The organism is Aeromicrobium sp. P2_G6, assembly GCF_056403535.1.
The window spans coordinates 521,319-538,607 of sequence record NZ_JBFUFH010000002.1 but is presented as its reverse complement, the minus strand read 5'-3'; the positions used below and the strand labels follow the sequence as shown (position 1 = coordinate 538,607).

The following is a 17,289-nucleotide window of genomic DNA, read 5'->3' as shown; positions in this document are numbered from 1 at the left end:
CAGGCACCCGTAGGGAGGCGGACATGACCGGCTTGAGCGAGCAGTGGTGGCGCGACGCGGTGATCTACCAGGTCTACCCGCGGTCGTGGGCCGACTCGAACGGCGACGGGATCGGCGACCTGCCGGGCATCACCGCACGGCTCCCCCACCTGGCGGACCTCGGCGTCGACGCCGTCTGGCTCTCGCCCTTCTACACATCGCCCCAGCACGACGCCGGCTACGACGTCGCCGACTACCGCGATGTGGACCCGGTCTTCGGTGACCTCGCCGCGTTCGACGCGCTCATGGCGCGCGCGCACCAACTCGGGCTGCGGGTCATCGTGGACATCGTCCCCAACCACTCGTCGGACGAGCACGCCTGGTTCCGGGCAGCTCTGGCATCACCGCCCGGCAGCCCCGAACGCGCCCGCTACATCTTCCGGGACGGCCGTGACAGCGGGGAGCTGGCGCCCAACAACTGGCAGAGCCTGTTCGGCGGACCTGCGTGGACCCGGGTCACGGAGCCCGATGGGTCCCCCGGCCAGTGGTACCTGCACCTGTTCGACACCACCCAGCCCGACTTCGACTGGACCAACCCGGAGGTGTGCGCCGAGCTCGAGGACGTCCTGCGATTCTGGCTCGATCGCGGGGTCGACGGCTTCCGGATCGACGTCGCCCACGGGCTGGTCAAGGCCGACGGCCTGCCCGACGCCGACCTGAGCCACGACCGACATGCCGATGAGACCAGCCTGGCGCCGATGTGGGACCAGCCCGGCGTCCACGACATCTATCGCAGCTGGCGCCGGATCACCGACTCGTACGCCATGGAGGGCCAGGACGCCGACCGCATCCTGTGCGCCGAGGCATGGGTCCTGCCGGCGGAGTCACTCGCGAAGTACATCCGAGAGGACGAGCTCCACCAGTCGTTCAACTTCGAGTACCTCATGACCCCGTGGCTGGTTGAGGACCAGCGCAAGACCATCACCCACTCGCTCGCGCAGGCCGCGGCCGTCGGGGCGCCACAGACCTGGGTGCTGTCCAACCACGACGTCGTACGCCACGCGACCCGGCTCGGCTATCCACAGACACCTGGCCTGCAGAAGATCGAGGGCATCGGCGCCGACGACCCCCAGCCCGACGCCGCTCTCGGCCTGCGTCGCGCCCGTGCCGCGACCGCCGTGATGCTGGCGCTGCCGGGCTCGGCCTACCTGTTCCAGGGCGAGGAGCTGGGCCTCCCGGAGGCGACCCGTCTGCCCGACGAAGCACGCCAGGACCCGACCTTCGCCCGTACGGGCGGTGAGTCCACGGGGCGTGACGGCTGTCGCGTGCCGGTGCCGTGGGAGGGCGGCGTGCCGTCGTACGGATTCGGCCCCGGCGACCAGTCCTGGCTCCCCCAGCCCGTGGAGTACGGCGTGCTCGCGGCCGACCGGCAGCGACACGTCGCCGGGTCCACCCTCGAGCTCTACCGGACGCTGCTCGCCGTACGTCAGGAGCTGCGGCTCGGGCGAGGCACGCTCGCCTGGCTCGACGAGTTTCCCGACTTCGTCCTCGCGTTCACGGTGACATCGGGCGACGATCGGGTGACGGTCCTGGCCAACCTCGGCGACATTCCGGTTGCGATCCCCGAGGGCGCGAGGGTCTTGGCGTCGAGCCAGCCGCTCGAGCCGGGGGCTTCTCTCGGCACCGATGAGACGGTCTGGCTCGCGGGCTGAATCTCTCCCGGTTGCGCTCCTCCGGGGAGGCGGTTACGTTCGATGCGTCCCTGTGACCCGCATCACGTGTGAGTCCGTTGAGGGGCCGAGGTTGGGGGAGGAATGGCCGTACGTCCGATTCGTCGAGTCGTCGCAGGCATTGCCGCGGCGACCTTGTCCGCGAGTGTCCTCGCTGCCTGCGGTGGTGGAAGCGGCGGCAAGGCGTCGCTCAACTGGTACATCAACCCAGACGGTCAGGACACGCTCAACAAGCTGGCCAAGGACTGCAGCACCGACAAGTACAACATCAAGATCCAGCTGCTTCCCGCCAGTGCGACTGACCAGCGCACGCAGCTCGCGCGTCGTCTGGCCGCCAAGGACAGCTCGACGGACCTGATGAGCCTCGACCCGGTCTTCGTGCCGGAGTTCGCCAACGCCAAGTGGCTCCTGCCCTTCGAGGGCGAGGTTGGCGATCGAGTCCTCGAAGGCGTGCTGGATGCCCCTGCTGACATCGTGCAGTGGGACGACGAAGTGGTCGCCGCCCCGCAGTGGGCCAACACCCAGGTGCTCTGGTACCGGAAGTCCCTCGCCGAGAAGGCCGGGCTTGACATGACCAAGCCGGTCACCTGGGACCAGGTCATCGATGCGGCCGCCGACAACGACGGCACAGTCGGCGTCCAGGCCAACAAGTACGAGGCCTACGTCGTGTGGATCAACGCGCTCATCCAGGGAGCCGGCGGCAACATCCTCGACCCCTCGACTGTTGAGAAGGGGCGCGACGCCAAGGTCACGATCGACTCCGCGGCGGGCAAGGACGCCGCGGCGGTCATCAAGAAGCTCGCCAACTCCCCCGCCGCTCAGCCTGACTTCACCACCTCCAACGAGGGCACCAGCCTCGGGCAGATGTTTCCCCCGGAGGGTCCCGGCGAGTTCATGACCAACTGGACCTTCGTCTACGGCAACTACAAAGGACTGATCGGCAAGCCGGGCGGCCCCAAGGACGAGAAGGCGTTCGAGGACCTCGGCTGGGTCCGCTACCCACAGACGGTGGAGGGCGAGGAGTCCAAGCCGCCGATCGGTGGCATCGACATCGGTGTCGGCGCCTACACCAAGCATCCGAAGTTTGCCCAGGAAGCGGCGCTCTGCGTCACCAGTGATGAAGCGCAGGCCGCGCTCGCGGTGAACGACAGCTTTGCGCCGACGCGCGAGTCGGTGTACGACGACTCAGCCGTGAAGGAGCTCTTTCCCCCGGACCTCCTGACGTTGTTCCGGGACAGCATCGACACCGGCGGCCCGCGGCCCAAGAGCGCGTTCTACAGCCAGATCTCGAGCGCGATCCAGTCGAGGTGGCACTCCCCCAACTCGGTCGGACCGGGCACACCCGAGAAGTCCGCCTCGTTCCTGTCAGCAATCCTCGAGGGAAAGGCGCTGCTGTGAGCACCTACGTTCAGACGGCGGCTCCGGACGAGGCACCTCCGGCAGCCGACTCCGACCGAGCCCGGGCCGAGACCTCGCTCGCACGCAAGCTGGTGGCGCCGGCCGTCATCCTGATGCTGGTCGTCACGGCGTTCCCGATGCTGCGGGCGCTCTACCTGTCGATGTTCGACTACTCCCTCACGGCACCGGACGACAAGGAGTTCGTGTGGTTCCAGAACTACGCCACCGCCCTGGGCGACTCGCTGTTCTGGCGCGACACTCTCACCACCGTCGCGATCATGATCATCACCGTGACATTTGAGCTCGTCATCGGCTTCGCGTTCGCGATGGTCATGCACAAGGTGATCTTCGCCCGCGGCACGATCCGCACCTCGATCCTGATCCCCTACGGCGTGATCACGGTGGTCTCGGGCTTCGCGTGGCAGTTCGCGTTCTCCTACAAGAATGGCTTCGTCAACGGCTGGCTGCCGTTCGTCGACAGCGACTTCGACTGGTTCTCCGAGCGGTACTCGTCGCTCATCGCGATCATGGCCTCCGAGATCTGGAAGACGACGCCGTTCATGTCGCTGCTGCTGCTGGCCGGCCTCGCCCAGGTCTCCGAGGACATGCTCGAGGCCGCCAAGGTCGACGGCGCGACGTGGTTCCAACGGCTCTACAAGGTCATCCTGCCCAACATGCGGGCCGCGATCATGGTCGCTGTCCTCTTCCGAGCCCTCGACGCCTACCGGATCTTCGACAACATCTTCGTCATGACCGCCGGTGCCAACAAGACCGAATCGATCTCGTTCCTGACCTATCGGCAGGTGATCGAGCAGTTCCAGCTGGGCATCGGCTCAGCGCTCTCAGTGTTGTTGTTCCTTTCGGTGCTGGTCGTGGCATTCGTGATCGTCAAGCTCTTCAAGGTCGACCTGTCGGCCGCTCGACAGGAGGACTGAGATGAAGGATCTTCCCAGCCGCATCCTCACGGCGATCGGTGTCGTCTTCATCCTCCTCTGGTGCCTGCTTCCGGTCGCCTGGATCGTCTCCCTGTCGTTCAAGTCCCAGGAGGCCGTCACCAACGGCAGCCCTGGCTTCTTCCCGGCCGACGGCAGCGGCGCCGGGTGGCAGAACTACAAGGACGTGCTCGACGACGACCAGTTCCGGCGAGCGATCATCAACTCGATCGGCATCTCGCTCATCGCCACGGCGCTCTCCGTGATCCTGGCGACCCTGGCGGCATACGCGATCGCGCGCCTGGAGTTCAAGGGCAAGAAGTTCGTATTGACCACGGCGTTGGTGATCGCGATGTTCCCGGTCGTGTCGCTGGTCGGTCCGCTGTTCGACATGTGGCGCACGTTCGGCATCTACGACACCTGGCCGGGCCTCATCATCCCCTACATGTCGTTCACGCTGCCGCTGGCGATCTGGACCCTGTCGGCGTTCTTTCGCGAGATCCCGTGGGAGATGGAGCAGGCGGCCCAGGTCGACGGCGCCACGTCGTGGCAGGCGTTCCGCAAGGTCATCGTTCCGCTCGCCGCTCCCGGCGTGTTCACCGCGGCAATCCTGACGTTCTTCTTCGCGTGGAACGACTTCGTCTTCGGCATCTCGCTGACGTCGACGGAGAACGCCCGCCCCATCCCCGCTGCCCTGTCGTTCTTCGTCGGGGCCGACCCGTTCAACCGGCCGGCGTCGTTGCTGGCCGCGGGCGCCGTGGTCGCCACGGTCCCGATCATCGTTCTCGTCCTGTTCTTCCAGCGCAAGATCGTCGCCGGCCTGACCGCCGGCGCAGTGAAGGGTTGATCCATGGCTGCCATTGAGATGAAAAACATCGTCAAGAAGTACGGCGACGGCTTCCCGGCCGTCAATGACGTCAGCATCGACGTCGCCGACGGTGAGTTCATGATCCTGGTCGGACCGTCGGGGTGCGGGAAGTCGACCCTGTTGCGGATGATCGTCGGCCTGGAGGACATCACGTCCGGCGACATGGTGATCGGCGGCCAGAAGGTCAACGACCTGGCGCCGCGCGACCGCAACCTGTCGATGGTGTTCCAGAACTACGCGCTCTACCCGCACCTCACGGTCTACGAGAACATCGCGTTCCCGCTCCGTCTCCAGAAGATGAAGGAGAAGGAGATCGACGCCAAGGTCCGCGACGCGAGCAAGACCCTCGACCTCGACGAGCACCTGCAGCGCAAGCCCGGCAACCTGTCGGGTGGCCAGCGCCAGCGCGTCGCGATGGGTCGCGCGATCGTGCGCGAGGCCAAGGCGTTCTTGTTCGACGAGCCGCTGTCCAACCTCGACGCCAAGCTCCGCGGTCAGATGCGCACCGAGATCGCGCGTCTGCAGAAGCGTCTCGGCATCACCACGGTCTACGTCACGCACGACCAGACCGAGGCGATGACGTTGGGCGATCGCGTGGCGGTCCTGAAACGTGGCGTGTTGCAGCAGCTCGCGACACCTCGGGAGCTATACGAACAGCCGGTCAACCTCTTCGTCGCCGGCTTCATCGGCTCSCCGYCGATGAACTTCCTGCCCGCCACCGTCGAGGGCAACAAGGTCAGCCTGCCGTTCGGGGAGTTCACGATCCCCGACGCCAAGGCCGAGAAGACCGCCGGCAAGGGTCTGCTGATGGCCGGCATCCGCCCTGAGCACTTCGAGGACGTGTCAGTCATCGAGTCCGGCAAGGTCGACACGGATCGTACGTTCAAGGCGCACATCGACGTCCGGGAGTGGCTCGGCGACCAGCAGTACGCCTATGTCCCCTACGAGGCCGAGGCCGAGGTGCAGGGCCAGCTCAAGGAGCTGGCCCGGGAGGTCGACAGCGACTCGTTGCGCACGCAGCTCGTCGTCTCGCTGGACTCCGACAGCCAGGTCACGGAGGACGACGACGCGACGTTGTTCATCGACACCGACAAGATGCACCTGTTCGACCCGTCGACCGGAGACAACCTCACGGTCGGGCTGTAGGGCGGGTCAGCGCTTGCGCTTGCCCTTGCTGGTGACGGCTTCCATCACCTCGGTGTTCCACTCGTGCTCGCGGATGAGCTGATAGCGCTCGCACGCCACACGGAGGTAGGCCTCGGCCGGACGCTCGTCCTTGCCGCGGACCCCCGCGTCCTCGATCATCGCGACGACCGGTTGGAACTCCTCGGCGTACCAGCGCGCCGCCATCGTCGCCTTGTCCATGTAGGCGCCCTCGGCGTGCATCGCACGGGCCGCCCAGGCCTCGACGGTCTCGGCAATGACGCCGTAGTCGAACGGGTTGTTGACGGCGACTGCGGCGCGGGCCTCGCCCGTGAACGGGACACGCTGGAGCATCAGCCGACGCCAGTACTTCAGCTCGAGATCGGATCGCGCACCGATGCCGACCGGCGCCAGGAACGTCTCGATCGCCGTCACGTGGGCCTCGATGACGTCGAGCTTGAGGCTGCGGGCGACGGAGACGCGGTGGTGCCCGTCGCGCACGAAGTAGTAGTCGCCGATCTGGTAGACGTCGATGGGCGGAATCACCTCGCCGGTCCGGCTGGCGCGGGACAGCCGTTCCCAGCGCTGCCGGCTGACCAACGACGTCGGCCGGAACCGACGGTCGAAGTCGCGGACCTTGTCGACCGATCCGACAATGGCGTCGAGCGGTATGACCTTGGTGCCGCGATAGCTCTCAGCCTTCCGTCCCAGCGCCTCCACCACGTCATCGAACGACATCGACTGGACGACGTCGTCGGTGTCGTTGCGCAGGCGGGCTGCCAGTCCTGACAACACCTGGTGCCGCCTCGCGCGCATGAAGTCGCTCTCGGCATCGACCCGCGCCGAACCAGACTCGCGCACCATGTCAGTCCCGCCTTCCCGAACCGGCGACGGCAGGCGACGAGGCCGACTCGATCTCGACGACGTGCCACGGGATCACGTTGCGGATCGTCGTGGGTCCGAGCTGCCGGTCGGGCTTGTGCATGCCGTACGGGTGAATGTGGCCGTGCAAGTGCCAGGCCGGACGCAGGGCCTCGAGGACCCCGTGCAACGCCGAGATGCCCACGTGGCAGGGATCGGGCTTGTCGCCCAGGCCGAGCGGAGGTGCATGGGTCAGCAGTACGTCGACAGGCGCGCCCCCGCGGGCGTCCTTGAGCAGCCGGCGGGCCCGGCGGTCGTACTCACGCTGGGTGTATTGGTGCGCGCCGTCGTTGTAGCGGACGCATCCGCCAAGACCGGCGATGCGCAGGCCGCCGACGGTGAGCACCCTTCCGTCCAGGTTGATCAGCCCACTGGGCCCCTTGCCGCCTGCCGTGCTCGGATCGTGGTTGCCGGGCACGAAGGCCGCCGGGGCGTCGACGAGCGAGACGAGCGACTCGAGGTAGCTCCACGGCAGGTCACCGGCTGCGAGCACGAGGTCAACGCGCAGGTCGCGCACCCGCGACGACATCGCGGTGACCTCTTCGTCGGCAACCACCAGCACGCGCACCATGATCTCGACACTAGCGCGGGTCGCGCTGGGTCACACCCTTCAGCCTTGGCCGGCCTCGCGGGCCCAGCGGGCCTTGTCCTCCTCGATCCGCTTCCCCACGAAGAACGCCCCGAACCACAAGGCAGCGAAGATCGCTCCGATGAAGAACATGATCGTGACGAGGAAACCGAGTCCGATAGCGCCGACCTGGATCGCGTGGCCGACGAGGTACGCCTGCGGGCGCCGCAACGCGCCCGCGGTCACGACGCACAGCAGCGCGAGTCCGAGGCCGGACACCAACGCCAAGGGCTTGCTCACGTCCTCGACCGAGATCATCACCGGCACGGCGAGGGCCAGGATGACGGCCTCGAGCATCAGCATCGCGGCGCACATGCCTCTCATGCGCAGACTCCTCTCATGCGCAGACTCCTCTCATGCCGGCGTGCCTCCGAACAACACGCGCGCCTCGCCGACCGTGACGACCGATCCGGTGACCAGGACACCTCCGCTGCCGATCGCGTCCTCGTTGCTCTCGGCGGAGTCGGCCATGCCCACCGCACGCTCGATCGCGTCGTCGAGCCTCGGCTCGAGGATGACTCGCTCCGCGCCGAAGATGTCCTCGGCGATCTCGGCCAGCTCGACGGCCGGCATCGACCGCGGCGTGCTGTTCTGCGTGCAGACGATCTCGGCCATGACCGGCTCGAACGTCCGCAGCATCTCCTCGACGTCCTTGTCGGCCATGACGCCGACGACGCCGATCAGCGGACTGAAGGTAAAGGCGTCCTGCACGGCCTCGACCGTCGCCTGGGCGCCGTGCGGGTTGTGCGCCGCATCGAGCAGCACGGTGGGGCTGCGCCGTACGACCTCGAGCCGACCCGGTGACGCGACCTGTGCAAACGCCTCACGTACGAGGTCGGGGTCGAGCTCCTTGCTGCCGGTGAACGCCTCGACGGCCGCCAACGCGTAGGCCGCGTTGTGGGCCTGGTGGGCCCCGTGGAGCGGCAGGAAGATGTCGGAGTAAGCGGAGGCGACACCCTGGAGGTCGATCTGTTGTCCGCCGACTGCGGTGGCCCGATGGTTGACACCGAAGTCCACGCCTTCGCGCAACGCGATCGCGCCGACATCGACCGCTCGCCGCATGAGGACATCCATGACGGCGTCCTCCTGCTCGGCGACGACGACGTGCGAGCCGGGCTTGATGATGCCGGCCTTCTCGACCGCGATGATTTCGGGACGGTCGCCGAGATAGCGCGCGTGGTCGATGCCGATCGGCGTGATGATCGAGACCTGCCCGTCGGCGACATTCGTCGCATCCCACGACCCGCCCATGCCGACCTCGATGATCGCGGCATCGACGGGGGCATCGGCGAACGCCGCGAAGGCCATCGCGGTGATCATCTCGAAGAACGACAGCGGGTGCTCCGACGAGTCGTCGACGATCTGGGCGTATGCCGCGACGTCCGCGAACGCGTCGACGAACAGCTCCTGCGACAGCGGCACGCCGTCGAGGCAGATCCGCTCGGTCATGGACTGCAGGTGCGGGCTCGTGAAGCGCCCGGTCCTCAGGTCGAGGGCGCGCAGCAGCGCGTCGACCATACGGCTGGTGGACGTCTTGCCGTTGGTTCCCGTGAGGTGGATGACCGGGTAGGCCCGCTGGGGGTCCCCCAGCAAACGGCAGACGGCAGTGATCCGGTCAAGGGACGGCTCGAGACGTGTCTCGGGCCACCGGCCGAGGAGCGCGCGCTCGACCTCCGCGTAGGTGGGTGTCATCGTCACCCATTGTGGCAGGGCATCAGGGGCGGCTCAGGGTTGCCACCGATGGCGTTTCTGTCATTGCATTAGGACATGATGTAGTCAACGTGTCTCGCGTCCCGATCGGACGCTCACCCGAGGAGAATCGCATGAACCGCCAGATCGCGGGCTGGATCGCCCACCGCTGGGCCAAATGGGTCACTTTGGTCGCCTCACTGATCATCATCATGGGCATGGCCATGCTGGGAGCCAAGCTCACCGGCGTCCAGGAGAACGACATCGCCGCCTGGCTGCCCGGCGACGCCGAGTCCACCAAGGCCATCGAGAAGTCCGCAGCGTTCTCCGACCCGGACAGCGCCCCCGCAGTCGTGCTCTACGTCCGCGACTCGGGCATCACACCTGCCGACATGGCCAAGGCTGAGGCCGATGTCGCGGCATTCGCCAAGGTCAAGCTGGTCAGGGACGACGTGGTCGGCCCGATTCCGTCCAAGGACGGCAAGGCGCTGCAGGTCATCCCCACGATCCAGATGGACGAAGACGGCTGGGACAAGCTCCCGGACGCCGTCAAGGACATCCGCAAGGTCGCGGAGAAGGACGCCGGAGGACTCGACGTCAAGATCGCCGGTCCCGCGGCACTCGGCGCCGACCAGGCCGAGGCCTTCGCCGGCATCGACGGCATCCTGCTGATCTCTGCCCTCGGTGTGGTCGTCGTCCTGCTGCTTCTGACCTACCGCAGCCCGGTGCTCTGGCTGATCCCGTTGTTCTGCGGTGTCGCCAGCGTCCTGACGGCCCAGGGCTTCGTCTACGTGCTGGCCAAGGGCTTCGGGCTCACCGTCAACGGCCAGAGCGCAGCGATCCTCAGCATCCTGACGCTGGGCGCGGGCATCGACTACGCCCTGCTGCTCGTGGCCCGCTACCGCGAGGAGCTGCGGCACTACGCCGACCGTCACGAGGCGATGGCGCACGCGCTGCACCGTGCCGGTCCGGCGATCATTGCCAGCGGCGCGACGGTCATCATCGGCCTGCTCTGCCTGATGTTCGCCCAGATGAACTCCACCAGCAGCCTCGGCCCGGTCACCGCGGCCGGCATCGTCGTGGCGCTGATCATGATGATGGTCCTGCTCCCGGCACTGCTCGTGATCTTCGGCCGTTGGGTGTTCTGGCCCTTCATCCCCCACTTCGGTGATCCGGAGCGCAACGAGTCCGGCATCTGGGGCCGGGTTGGTCGTGGCATCGCCAAGAAGCCACGGTTCGTGTGGATCGCGACCGCCATGGTCCTTGGCGCGTTCTCGCTCGGCATCTTCCAGCTCGACGCGAACGGGCTGACCAACGAGCAGAGCTTCACCAAGACCGAGCCGTCCATCACCGCCGACAAGGTGCTGACCAAGCACTACGACGGCGGTGCGGGATCGCCCGTCGCCGTGATCGCCAACGCGGACCAGGCGGATGCCGTCAAGGCGGCGTTCTCGTCGGTCAAGGGCATCGACCCGAGCAGCGTCGAGGTCAAGGGCAATGCCAAGGGCGTCGCCTATCTCGAGGGCACGCTGACGTCGTCACCGGACTCCACGGAGGCGTTCGACACCGTCGACCGGGTTCAGGACGCGGTGCACAAGGTGCCCGGTGCCGACGCGTTGGTCGGCGGCAACACCGCGATCAACAAGGACGTGCAGGAAGCCTCGGCCGCGGACAACAAGCTGATCATCCCGATCGTCCTGATCGCCGTGTTCCTCATCCTGGCCGTCCTCCTGAGGGCTCTCGCGGCGCCGCTGATCCTGCTCGTCACGGTGGTGCTGTCCTTCGGCGCAGCCATGGGCATCGGCGCACTCGTGTTCAAGCACGTGTTCGACTTCGCCGGTGCGGACTCGTCCTTCCCGCTGTTCGCCTTCGTGTTCCTGGTGGCGTTGGGCATCGACTACAACATCTTCCTCATGACGCGAGTCCGAGAAGAATCGTTGAGGTTCGGCACCCGGCGCGGTTCCCTGATCGGCCTCGGGGCCACAGGCGGAGTCATCACCTCTGCGGGTCTTGTCCTTGCCGGCACGTTCGCGGCGCTCGGCTCGATCCCGGTGGTGTTCCTGGCCGAGCTCGGGTTCGTGGTGGCGGTCGGCGTCCTGCTCGACACGATCATCGTGCGTTCGGTGCTCGTGACGGCGCTCAACCTGGACATCGGTCGCCACATCTGGTGGCCCAGCAAGCTGGCCGAGAAGGAAGACGTCCCGGTCAGCCAGCCCGGCGACGACATCGCCTACGCCAGGACGGACGCCTAGGTCCACGCATTCGGCGTCGCGGGTCACCACGGTGGCCCGCGACGCCGCTGCTTTGCCGCTGGTCCCCCGCACCTAGACTTGCCTGCTGTGAACACAGTCCCGGAGAAGCCCGTCCTCGAAGGCCTCGAGGCCACCTGGTCCGCCCGCTGGGCTGAGGCGGGCACCTACACGTTCGATCGTACGAAGACCCGCGAGGAGATCTTCTCGATCGACACTCCCCCGCCGACCGTCTCGGGCTCGCTGCACGTCGGCCACGTGTTCTCCTACACCCACACCGACCTCATCGCGCGCTACCAGCGGATGCGCGGCAAAGAGGTCTTCTACCCCATGGGGTGGGACGACAACGGCCTGCCGACCGAGCGCCGGGTCCAGAACTTCTACGGCGTGCGTTGCGACCCCTCGCTGCCGTACGACGCCGACTTCACGCCGCCTGAGCAGCCCGACGCCAAGAGGCAGGTGCCGGTCAGCCGGCGCAACTTCGTCGAGCTGTGCAACGAGCTGGTCGAGGAGGACGAGAAGGTCTTCGAGCAGCTGTGGCGCACGCTGGGCCTCAGCGTCGACTGGTCGCAGCAGTACACGACGATCGGCGACGAGTCCCAGGTCGTGTCGCAGCGCGCCTTCCTGCGCAACGTGGCCCGCGGCGAGGCATACCAGCAGGACGCGCCGACGCTGTGGGACGTGACCTACCAGACCGCGGTCGCGCAGGCTGAGCTCGAGGCGCGGGAGTACCCCGGCGCCTATCACCGGGTTGCGTTCCACGGCACCGACTCCCCCGTCATCATCGAGACCACCCGGCCCGAGCTCATCGCAGCCTGCGTCGCGCTGATCGCCCACCCTGACGACGAGCGCTATCGGCCGCTGTTCGGCACGACCGTGACGTCGCCGCTCTACGGCGTCGAGGTGCCGGTCGTCGCGCACGCGCTGGCCGACCCCGAGAAGGGCTCCGGCATCGTCATGTCCTGCACGTTCGGTGACCTCACCGACGTCCAGTGGTGGCGCGAGCTGCAGCTGCCCAACCGTACGATCATCGGTCGCGACGGCCGCGTCCTGCGCGAGACGCCGGCCTGGGTCACCGGCGACGGCGTCGCCCGCTACGAGGAGATCGCGGGCAAGACCACGTTCTCCGCACGCGAAGCAGTCGTCGCGGCGCTGCGTGACAGCGGCGACCTCGACGGCGAGCCGACCCCGACTCAGCGGATGGCCAACTTCTACGAGCGCGGCGACAAGCCGCTCGAGATCGTGTCGACCCGCCAGTGGTACATCACCAACGGCGGTCGCGACGCCGACCTGCGCCAGAAGCTCGTCGCGCGCGGCGGCGAGATCGACTGGGTGCCCGCCTACATGCAGTCGCGCCTGACCAACTGGATCGAGGGCCTCAACGGCGACTGGCTGGTCTCGCGCCAGCGCTTCTTCGGCATCCCGTTCCCGGTCTGGTACCGGCTCGATGCCGACGGCGAACCCGACTACGACGACCCGATCTTCGCCGACGAGGCGAGCCTGCCGGTCGACCCGTCCTCAGAGGTCCCGCCGGGATTCACCGAGTCGCAACGCGGCGAGCCCGGAGGCTTCCTGGCCGACCCCGACGTCCTCGACACCTGGGCGACGTCGTCCCTGACTCCCCAGATCATCTGCGGCTGGGAGCGCGACCCCGACCTCTTCGCCCGGACGTTCCCGATGGACCTGCGCCCGCAGGGCCACGACATCATCCGCACCTGGCTCTTCTCGTCGATCGTCCGCGCTCACCTCGAGCACGGCGTTGCCCCGTGGACCCATGCGGCGCTGTCGGGCTTCGTGGTCGACCCGGACCGCAAGAAGATGAGCAAGTCCAAGGGCAATGTCGTCGTCCCTGACGAGATCCTCGACAAGTACGGGGCCGACGCCGTTCGCTGGCGCGCGGCCGGAGCCCGGCCCGGAGCGGACTCGCCGTTCGACGAGGCGCAGATGAAGGTCGGCCGGCGCCTGGCGATGAAGGTCCTCAACGCGAGCAAGTTCGTGCTGGCCTCCGAGGAGGCGTACGGACTGGGTGCCGGCGCAGCCGACCTCGACCCGTCCCGCGTGACCGAGGCGATCGACCTGGCGATGCTGAGCCGACTGCGACTCGTCGTCGACGAGGCCACGGCCCGCTTCGACGACTACGACTACGCCACCGCGCTCGAGGTCACCGAGAAGTTCTTCTGGGACTTCTGCGACGACTACCTCGAGCTCGTCAAGGAGCGTTCGCGCCGCGAGGACGCCGCCGGGCGGTCCGCCAGGAGCGCCTTCGTGCTCGCCCTGTCGGTCCAGCTGCGCCTGCTGGCACCGTTCCTGCCCTACGTGACCGAGGAAGTCTGGTCATGGTGGCAGGAGGGCTCGATCCACCGCGCCGCGTGGCCGGACAACGACGTCGACCTCATGACCGACAGCCATGATCCCGCGCTCCTGAGCTCAGCGGCCTCGGTCCTCGCGGACATTCGCGGTGCGAAATCGATCGCCAAGGTCAGCCAGAAGACCGAGATCAGCAGCCTCACGATCAGTGCCACCAAGGTGAAGCTCGACCTCGTACGCCTGGCCATCGCGGACGTCCTCGCTGCCGGCCGCGTCGTGGCGGAGCCGACCTACGTCGCCGACGAAGCGGTCGACGGCTTCACGGTCGAGGCGACGCCCGCGCTCGTCGACTGACACCTCCCGCCTGAACACCTCGCGCCAGCGGGGTGCTTCAGCATGCCCATTTCGCTCCGACACCGCTCTGCCACAGGCTGACTCCCACACAAAACCGCATCAAACCTTGACAAAGCCACACACTCGGGCATTTGATGGACCCGGTGACAGACGTCACAACGAAGTGATCAGCTTCTTCAAGGAGTCCACATGTCCAACTTCACACCAGCGGCGACAGGGGACGGCCTGCGCGCGAACGTCCAGCGCTTCGGTGCCAAGCTCGCCGGCATGGTCATGCCCAACATCGGCGCGTTCATCGCCTGGGGCCTGGTCACGGCCTTGTTCATCCCCGACGGGTGGATCCCCAACAAGGACATCGCCGAGCTCGTCGGACCGATGATCACCTACCTGCTCCCCCTCCTGATCGGGTTCACGGGCGGCAAGCTCGTCCACGGTCACCGCGGTGGCGTGGTCGGCGCGGTCGCCACGATGGGCGTCATCGTCGGCACAGACGTGCCGATGTTCCTCGGCGCCATGATCATGGGACCGTTGGGCGGCTGGGTCATCAGCAAGTTCGACAAGTCGATCGAGGGCAAGGTCAAGCCCGGCTTCGAGATGCTGATCGACAACTTCTCCGCCGGCATCGTCGGCGGCGCCCTCGCGATCGTCGGCCTCAAGGGCGCCGGCCCGATCGTCGAGCACCTCACCAACTGGCTCGGTGACGGCGTCGACAAGCTCGTCGACAACAACCTCCTGCCCGTCGCCTCGGTCATCATCGAACCCGCAAAGGTGCTGTTCCTCAACAACGCGCTCAACCACGGCGTGCTGACTCCTCTGGGCGCTGCGGAAGCTGCAGAGAAGGGCAAGTCGGTCCTGTTCATGCTCGAGTCGAACCCCGGCCCGGGCCTCGGGATCCTGCTCGCCTACTGGTTCTTCGGGCCCAGGGCCCTGCGCCCCTCGGCCCCGGCGGCCATCATCATCCACTTCTTCGGCGGAATCCACGAGATCTACTTCCCGTACGTCCTGATGAAGCCCAAGATGATCCTCGCGACGATCCTCGGCGGCGCGGCGGGCATCGCGACGTTCCAGCTCACCAATGCCGGTCTGGTCGCCTCCCCCTCGCCGGGCAGCATCTTCGCCTACCTCGCGCAGACCCCCAAGGGCTTCGGCAACTACGCCGGGATGCTCCTCGGAGTGGGCGTGGCCACAGCGGTGTCCTTCGTGGTCGGCTCGATGCTGCTTGGCTTTGGTCGCGGGAGCGACGATTCTGAGGTCTCCGAAGACTCGACCCTCCAGGAGGCCTGATCATGACCGCAACCATCAATGCCGCTGACGTCAAGAAGCTCATCGTCGCGTGCGACGCGGGAATGGGCAGCAGCGTGATGCTGGCGAGCACCCTCAAGGGGCAGCTCAAGAAGACCGACATCACGGTCGAGCACACGCCGGTCGGCCAGATCCCCGCCGACGCCGATGTGGTGCTCTGCCACCAGTCGCTGGCCGAGCGCGCCCGCTCCAGCGCGCCGGGAAAGCCCGTCGTGACGTTCCAGGTGTTCCTCGGCGATCCGGCCGTCAACGCGCTGGTCCAGACCTTGAAGGACGGCGGCGACGTCAGTGGCTGACCTGCTGATGGCCGAGGCAATCCGCCTCGAGGCAGCAGCCACCTCGGCCGAGGACGCCATCCGGGTCACCGGTGGCGTCCTCGTCGAGGTCGGCGCCGTCGCCGAGTCGTACGTCGACGCGATGCTCGACCGCGAGCAGTCGGTGTCGACCTACATGGGCGAGGGCTTCGCCATCCCCCACGGCACGGTCGAGAGCAAGGACACCGTGCAGCGCAACGCGCTGTCGTTCGTTCGCTTTCCCGATGGCGTGGACTGGAACGGCAATGACGTACGCGTCGCAATCGGCATCGCTGCCGTGGGCGACGACCACATCGGCATCCTGTCGAAGCTGGCCATGATCCTGGTCGACCCCGACCAGGCCAAGCAGCTGCGCGAGGCATCCGACACCGACACGGTGCTGGCCCTCCTGCAGCCCTCCGAAGGAGAAGACATTTCATGAAGGTGGTGCGTTTCTACGCCCCGGGTGACCTGCGATACGAGGACGCCGACGAGCCGACCGCAGGACCCGACGAGGTCAAGATCAAGGTCTGGGCCACCTCGACGTGCGGAACGGACGTCAAGATCTTCGGCGCCGGGCACCAGAACCTCGACCCACCCCGCGTCATCGGGCACGAGATCGCCGGCGAGGTCGTCGAGGTCGGCTCCGGCGTCGACGGGTGGCAACCCGGCGACCGGGTCCAGGTCATCGCCGCCGTGCCGTGCGGCGAGTGCGAGGAGTGCACCCACGGGAAGATGTCGGTCTGCCCCAACCAGGTCTCGATGGGCTACCAGTTCGACGGCGGATTCGCGGAGTACATGATCGTTCCCCGCGCAGTCCTCAAGGTCGACGGCCTGAACCGCATACCCGAGGGACTGAGCTATGCCGAGGCCTCGGTCGCCGAGCCGTTCGCCTGTGCGATCAACGCCCAGACGCTGGCACGCGTCGGCGAGGGCGATGACGTCGTCGTGGTCGGCTCCGGCCCGATCGGCTGCCTGCACGTACGCCTGGCGCGCGCCAACGGGGCTCGACGCATCACGCTGATCGAGCTCAACCGCGCCCGCCTCGAGCAGGCGGCCGGCATCGTCAAGCCGGACGAGACGATCTGCGCCGGTGAGGTTGACGTCGTCCAGGCGGTCATGGACCTCACCAACGGACGCGGCGCCGACGTGGCCATCACGGCGACAGCAGCCGGCATCGCGCAGGAGCAGGCCGTCCAGTACGCCGCGCGGCAGGGGCGCATCAGCTTCTTCGGCGGCCTGCCCAAGGACAAGCCGACGATCACCCTCGACTCCAACCTGGTGCACTACCGCGAGCTGACCATCGTGGGCGCCAACGGGTCATCGCCGGCCAACAACAAGGATGCGCTCGACCGCATCGCGACCGGGGCCGTGCCTGTCCTCGACCTCATCACCCACCGACTGCCGCTGGCCGACGTGCCGAAGGCCATCGACATCGTCCGCAGCGGCGAGGGCATCAAGGTCACGATCGAGCCTCAGCAGTAGACACCAGATCC

Annotated in this window: 15 protein-coding genes; 11 read left to right on the top strand and 4 right to left on the bottom strand. The window is 67.2% G+C overall.

Annotated features, from left to right (window positions below; genetic code table 11):
* Positions 1-23 precede the first annotated feature (23 nt).
* The 5 genes from AC1DVU_RS09160 to AC1DVU_RS09140 all read left to right on the top strand — a co-directional run bounded on the left by AC1DVU_RS09160 (position 24) and on the right by AC1DVU_RS09140 (position 6,053).
* Positions 24-1,691, top strand: a complete 1,668-nt coding sequence (locus AC1DVU_RS09160) for a glycoside hydrolase family 13 protein (RefSeq protein WP_476922126.1) — start codon at positions 24-26, stop codon at positions 1,689-1,691.
* A 102-nt stretch (positions 1,692-1,793) separates the two neighbouring features.
* Positions 1,794-3,107: an extracellular solute-binding protein gene (locus AC1DVU_RS09155; protein WP_476922125.1), complete on the top strand. Its 1,314-nt coding sequence runs from the start codon at positions 1,794-1,796 to the stop codon at positions 3,105-3,107.
* The gene (locus AC1DVU_RS09150; protein ID WP_476922124.1) at positions 3,104-4,042 is read left to right on the top strand and encodes a carbohydrate ABC transporter permease; all 939 of its coding nucleotides are present in this window, start codon (positions 3,104-3,106) and stop codon (positions 4,040-4,042) included. Before AC1DVU_RS09155 ends, AC1DVU_RS09150 begins: the two co-directional genes overlap by 4 nt.
* A 1-nt stretch (position 4,043) precedes the next feature.
* Positions 4,044-4,886 carry a carbohydrate ABC transporter permease gene (locus AC1DVU_RS09145; RefSeq protein ID WP_476922123.1) on the top strand — a complete coding sequence of 281 codons (843 nt, stop codon included), beginning with the start codon at positions 4,044-4,046 and terminating at the stop codon, positions 4,884-4,886.
* A gap of 3 nt (positions 4,887-4,889) precedes the next feature.
* Complete coding sequence (locus tag AC1DVU_RS09140) at positions 4,890-6,053, top strand: ABC transporter ATP-binding protein (RefSeq protein WP_476922122.1); 1,164 nt, start codon at positions 4,890-4,892, stop codon at positions 6,051-6,053.
* A 6-nt stretch (positions 6,054-6,059) separates the two neighbouring features.
* Here the strand turns inward: AC1DVU_RS09140 and AC1DVU_RS09135 are convergent, their stop codons facing one another.
* From AC1DVU_RS09135 to AC1DVU_RS09120, 4 genes are read right to left on the bottom strand one after another with little or no spacing between them, the layout of a single operon-like run.
* Positions 6,060-6,914, bottom strand: a complete 855-nt coding sequence (locus tag AC1DVU_RS09135) for a ParB N-terminal domain-containing protein (RefSeq protein WP_476922121.1) — start codon at positions 6,912-6,914, stop codon at positions 6,060-6,062.
* Between the two features lies 1 nt (position 6,915).
* The gene (locus AC1DVU_RS09130) at positions 6,916-7,542 is read right to left on the bottom strand and encodes a metallophosphoesterase family protein (RefSeq protein WP_476922120.1); all 627 of its coding nucleotides are present in this window, start codon (positions 7,540-7,542) and stop codon (positions 6,916-6,918) included.
* Positions 7,543-7,581: 39 nt separating this feature from the next.
* Positions 7,582-7,923: a DUF4233 domain-containing protein gene (locus AC1DVU_RS09125; RefSeq protein ID WP_476922119.1), complete on the bottom strand. Its 342-nt coding sequence runs from the start codon at positions 7,921-7,923 to the stop codon at positions 7,582-7,584.
* A 30-nt stretch (positions 7,924-7,953) separates the two neighbouring features.
* Positions 7,954-9,291 carry a bifunctional folylpolyglutamate synthase/dihydrofolate synthase gene (locus AC1DVU_RS09120; RefSeq protein WP_476922118.1) on the bottom strand — a complete coding sequence of 446 codons (1,338 nt, stop codon included), beginning with the start codon at positions 9,289-9,291 and terminating at the stop codon, positions 7,954-7,956.
* A 131-nt stretch (positions 9,292-9,422) separates the two neighbouring features.
* Here AC1DVU_RS09120 and AC1DVU_RS09115 point away from each other — a divergent pair, with 131 nt between their 5' ends.
* From AC1DVU_RS09115 to AC1DVU_RS09090, 6 genes are all read left to right on the top strand, one after another.
* Complete coding sequence (locus AC1DVU_RS09115) at positions 9,423-11,540, top strand: MMPL family transporter (protein ID WP_476922117.1); 2,118 nt, start codon at positions 9,423-9,425, stop codon at positions 11,538-11,540.
* A gap of 78 nt (positions 11,541-11,618) precedes the next feature.
* Positions 11,619-14,198 carry a valine--tRNA ligase gene (valS, locus tag AC1DVU_RS09110; protein WP_476922116.1) on the top strand — a complete coding sequence of 860 codons (2,580 nt, stop codon included), beginning with the start codon at positions 11,619-11,621 and terminating at the stop codon, positions 14,196-14,198.
* A 189-nt stretch (positions 14,199-14,387) separates the two neighbouring features.
* Positions 14,388-15,482: a mannitol-specific PTS transporter subunit IIC gene (gene mtlA / locus AC1DVU_RS09105; protein ID WP_476922115.1), complete on the top strand. Its 1,095-nt coding sequence runs from the start codon at positions 14,388-14,390 to the stop codon at positions 15,480-15,482.
* Between the two features lie 2 nt (positions 15,483-15,484).
* The gene (locus AC1DVU_RS09100; RefSeq protein WP_476922114.1) at positions 15,485-15,796 is read left to right on the top strand and encodes a hypothetical protein; all 312 of its coding nucleotides are present in this window, start codon (positions 15,485-15,487) and stop codon (positions 15,794-15,796) included.
* Complete coding sequence (locus tag AC1DVU_RS09095; protein ID WP_476922113.1) at positions 15,789-16,235, top strand: PTS mannitol transporter subunit IIA; 447 nt, start codon at positions 15,789-15,791, stop codon at positions 16,233-16,235. The genes AC1DVU_RS09100 and AC1DVU_RS09095 overlap by 8 nt, the downstream gene beginning before the upstream one ends.
* Entirely contained in the window at positions 16,232-17,278 is a 1,047-nt protein-coding gene (locus AC1DVU_RS09090; RefSeq protein WP_476922112.1) for a zinc-dependent dehydrogenase, read from the top strand. Before AC1DVU_RS09095 ends, AC1DVU_RS09090 begins: the two co-directional genes overlap by 4 nt.
* Positions 17,279-17,289: the final 11 nt, after the last annotated feature.

What these genes read in the sequence shown, in the direction of transcription:
- AC1DVU_RS09155 (WP_476922125.1), top strand. Translation starts at nt 1,794, where the DNA reads ATGGCCGTACGTCCGATTCGTCGAGTCGTCGCAGGCATTGCCGCGGCG.
- AC1DVU_RS09115 (WP_476922117.1), top strand. Translation starts at nt 9,423, where the DNA reads ATGAACCGCCAGATCGCGGGCTGGATCGCCCACCGCTGGGCCAAATGG.
- AC1DVU_RS09145 (WP_476922123.1), top strand. Translation starts at nt 4,044, where the DNA reads ATGAAGGATCTTCCCAGCCGCATCCTCACGGCGATCGGTGTCGTCTTC.
- AC1DVU_RS09125 (WP_476922119.1), bottom strand. Translation starts at nt 7,923, where the DNA reads ATGAGAGGCATGTGCGCCGCGATGCTGATGCTCGAGGCCGTCATCCTG.
- mtlA (WP_476922115.1), top strand. Translation starts at nt 14,388, where the DNA reads ATGTCCAACTTCACACCAGCGGCGACAGGGGACGGCCTGCGCGCGAAC.
- AC1DVU_RS09120 (WP_476922118.1), bottom strand. Translation starts at nt 9,291, where the DNA reads ATGACACCCACCTACGCGGAGGTCGAGCGCGCGCTCCTCGGCCGGTGG.
- AC1DVU_RS09160 (WP_476922126.1), top strand. Translation starts at nt 24, where the DNA reads ATGACCGGCTTGAGCGAGCAGTGGTGGCGCGACGCGGTGATCTACCAG.
- AC1DVU_RS09130 (WP_476922120.1), bottom strand. Translation starts at nt 7,542, where the DNA reads ATGGTGCGCGTGCTGGTGGTTGCCGACGAAGAGGTCACCGCGATGTCG.
- AC1DVU_RS09135 (WP_476922121.1), bottom strand. Translation starts at nt 6,914, where the DNA reads ATGGTGCGCGAGTCTGGTTCGGCGCGGGTCGATGCCGAGAGCGACTTC.
- AC1DVU_RS09100 (WP_476922114.1), top strand. Translation starts at nt 15,485, where the DNA reads ATGACCGCAACCATCAATGCCGCTGACGTCAAGAAGCTCATCGTCGCG.
- AC1DVU_RS09090 (WP_476922112.1), top strand. Translation starts at nt 16,232, where the DNA reads ATGAAGGTGGTGCGTTTCTACGCCCCGGGTGACCTGCGATACGAGGAC.